Origin of the sequence: Burkholderia sp. BDU5 (assembly GCF_001522845.1) — a bacterium.
Taxonomy (GTDB): domain Bacteria; phylum Pseudomonadota; class Gammaproteobacteria; order Burkholderiales; family Burkholderiaceae; genus Burkholderia; species Burkholderia mayonis.
In genome coordinates this window covers 1-2,257 of record NZ_LOWC01000156.1, presented here as the reverse complement: position 1 = coordinate 2,257, position 2,257 = coordinate 1, and the positions used below count along the sequence as shown (strand labels likewise).

Below are 2,257 nucleotides of genomic sequence, written 5' to 3'. Positions count from 1 at the left end.
AAGCGTCAGGCATCCGCAGCGTCGCTACCCCGCAAACATCATCTTCCAAGCACGGCCACTTCAAACGCTCAATTCCAGAACGCCGTCGTTTAGTGTCGGATTTGGACCGGCGTTCACACCAGCCGCGGGACGGATTGACTGCCGAGAAATCTCTGCACGTTTGTCTCCATTGATATATTCGTTCTTCAGTCACCGGACGTCCGGCGGAACTTAAATCCGATAGATGCGCTCCGCGTTGCCACCGAACAGCAGGCGTTGCTCGGCGTCGCTCATCCCCGCGACAATCGCGGCATAGGCGCGCCACAATGCGTCGTAAGTCGCGAACAGCCGGTCGACCGGAAAATTCGATGCGAACATCGCACGCTCGACGCCGAATGCATCGATCGTCTCGAGCACATAAGGCCGCAGGCTTTCCACCGTCCGGCAATGGTCGAACATCGCGAGCCCGCTGATCTTCACGGCGACGTTCGGGCAGGCTGCCAGTTCCCGAAGGCCGTTCCGCCAGGCGCGATAGCCTGCCGGGCTGTGGCGGCCGACGAACATGCCCGCATGGTTGAGCACGATCTGGACGTCCGGATGCGCGCGCGATCTCGGCCGCTTCGGGCATCTGCGACGGATAGAGCTGCAAATCGAACGACAGTCCATGGCGTGCGAGCCGCGCGAAGTTTTCGACCCACGCCGGATCGCGCAAGTAATGGCGCTGGACATATCCGTACAACGGATCGTCGTGCACGTTAAGGATTTGCCGGATCCCGCGCACATTCGCGAACGACGCATGCACGGCAAGCGTGGCCTCGGCATCGGGCGCGCTCAGGTCCGCGGCGGCGACGATCCCGTTCGGCCAGCCCGCCGCGCCTCCCTGCGCACTCCGGACAGCATGGCCTTCTACGCACGCAAGCGCAAAGAAGGCAAGTGGCATCACCAAGCCGTCATCGCCCTGGCCAGACGACGCGTAAACCGTCCTTTGGGCTATGCTCCGTTCCCGATCGCCGCTCACACCCGGACAACCTGCTATGGCTTGACAACGACATTAGGCTGCCTCACTTGCACTCGTCAACCGGCTGAAATTCAAACACCTGACGCTCCTCGTCGCACTCGACGATGCCCGCAACCTGCATCAGGCGGCCGACGAAATCAACGTCGCACAGCCGAGCGCGAGCCGCATGCTGGGCGACATCGAGAATGCATTCGGTTTCAAGCTGTTCGAGCGAAATGCGCGCGGCATGGAGCCGACCACGCTCGGCGGCACGGTGCTCGCGTACGCGCGCCGGGCATTGTCAGACCTGACCCGCTTCGCCGAGGATCTCGAGGTGAAACGCCGCGGCGGTCATGGCCAATTGACTGTCGGCGCGATCATGGGCGCAGCGCCCGACGTGCTCGCGCTGGCGGTCGCCGCGCTCAAGACCGAGCGGCCCCTCCTCAACATGCGCATCCTCGGCGAGACGAGCGACCAGATCGTCCAACTGTTGTACCGCCGCGAGGTGGACCTCGCGCTCGGGCGGCTTACCACGTCGCTGCAGCACAACGATTTCCGGTTCGAACCGCTCGCGTGCGAAACGCTTACGCTCGTGGTGCGCGAGCGCCATCCGCTCGCGACACGCAAACGGGTGTCGCTCGACGAACTCGTCGCGTGGCCGTGGGTGGTCCAGCCGGTTACGAGCCCGGCGCGCGTGATATTCGAGGAAGAACTTGCTCGAGCGGGACTGTCGACGCCATCCAATCTGACCTGGGGATACCCACCGTGACCGACCGTCTGATTCAGCAGGCACTGTTGCAGGTGCTGCAGCCGCTGATCGATCCTACCTTTAGTGAGCACAGCCACGGGTTCCGTCCCGGCCGCCGCGCACGTATTGCTGTGCTTGCAGCACAGCAATACGTGCAGGAAGGCTACCGCATCGTGGTCGACGTCGACCTGTCGAAGTTCTTTGATCGGGTCAACCACGACATTCTGATTGACCGTCTCAGGAAACGCGTGAACGACGCCGGGGACATCCGGCTGGTTCGAGCCTACCTGAGCGCGGGCATCATGGATGGCGGTGTGGTGGTCGAGCGCGTGGAGGGGACGCCGCAAGGCGGACCGCTCTCGCCGCTACTGGCCAATGTGCTTCTGGACGAGGTGGATCGTGAACTTGAACGACGGGGCCACCGCTTTGCCCGCTACGCTGACGACTGCAACGTCTACGTGCGCAGCCGGAAGGCTGGCGAGCGGGTGATGGCACGACTCAAGCGCTGTTATGACAAGCTGCACCTGAAGATC

The 2,257-nt window shown here is 63.1% G+C and carries 3 pseudogenes; 2 read left to right on the top strand and 1 reads right to left on the bottom strand.

Features of this window, described 5'->3' with window-relative positions:
* Positions 1–210: 210 nt before the first annotated feature.
* A pseudogene (locus tag WS69_RS24150) lies at positions 211–847 on the bottom strand (amidohydrolase family protein); the annotation flags it as partial.
* Between the two features lie 214 nt (positions 848–1,061).
* Here WS69_RS24150 and WS69_RS24145 point away from each other — a divergent pair.
* Positions 1,062–1,727, top strand: a pseudogene (locus WS69_RS24145) (LysR family transcriptional regulator); the annotation flags it as partial.
* A pseudogene (locus WS69_RS24140) lies at positions 1,724–2,257 on the top strand (reverse transcriptase domain-containing protein); the annotation flags it as partial. The pseudogenes WS69_RS24145 and WS69_RS24140, both read left to right, overlap by 4 nt.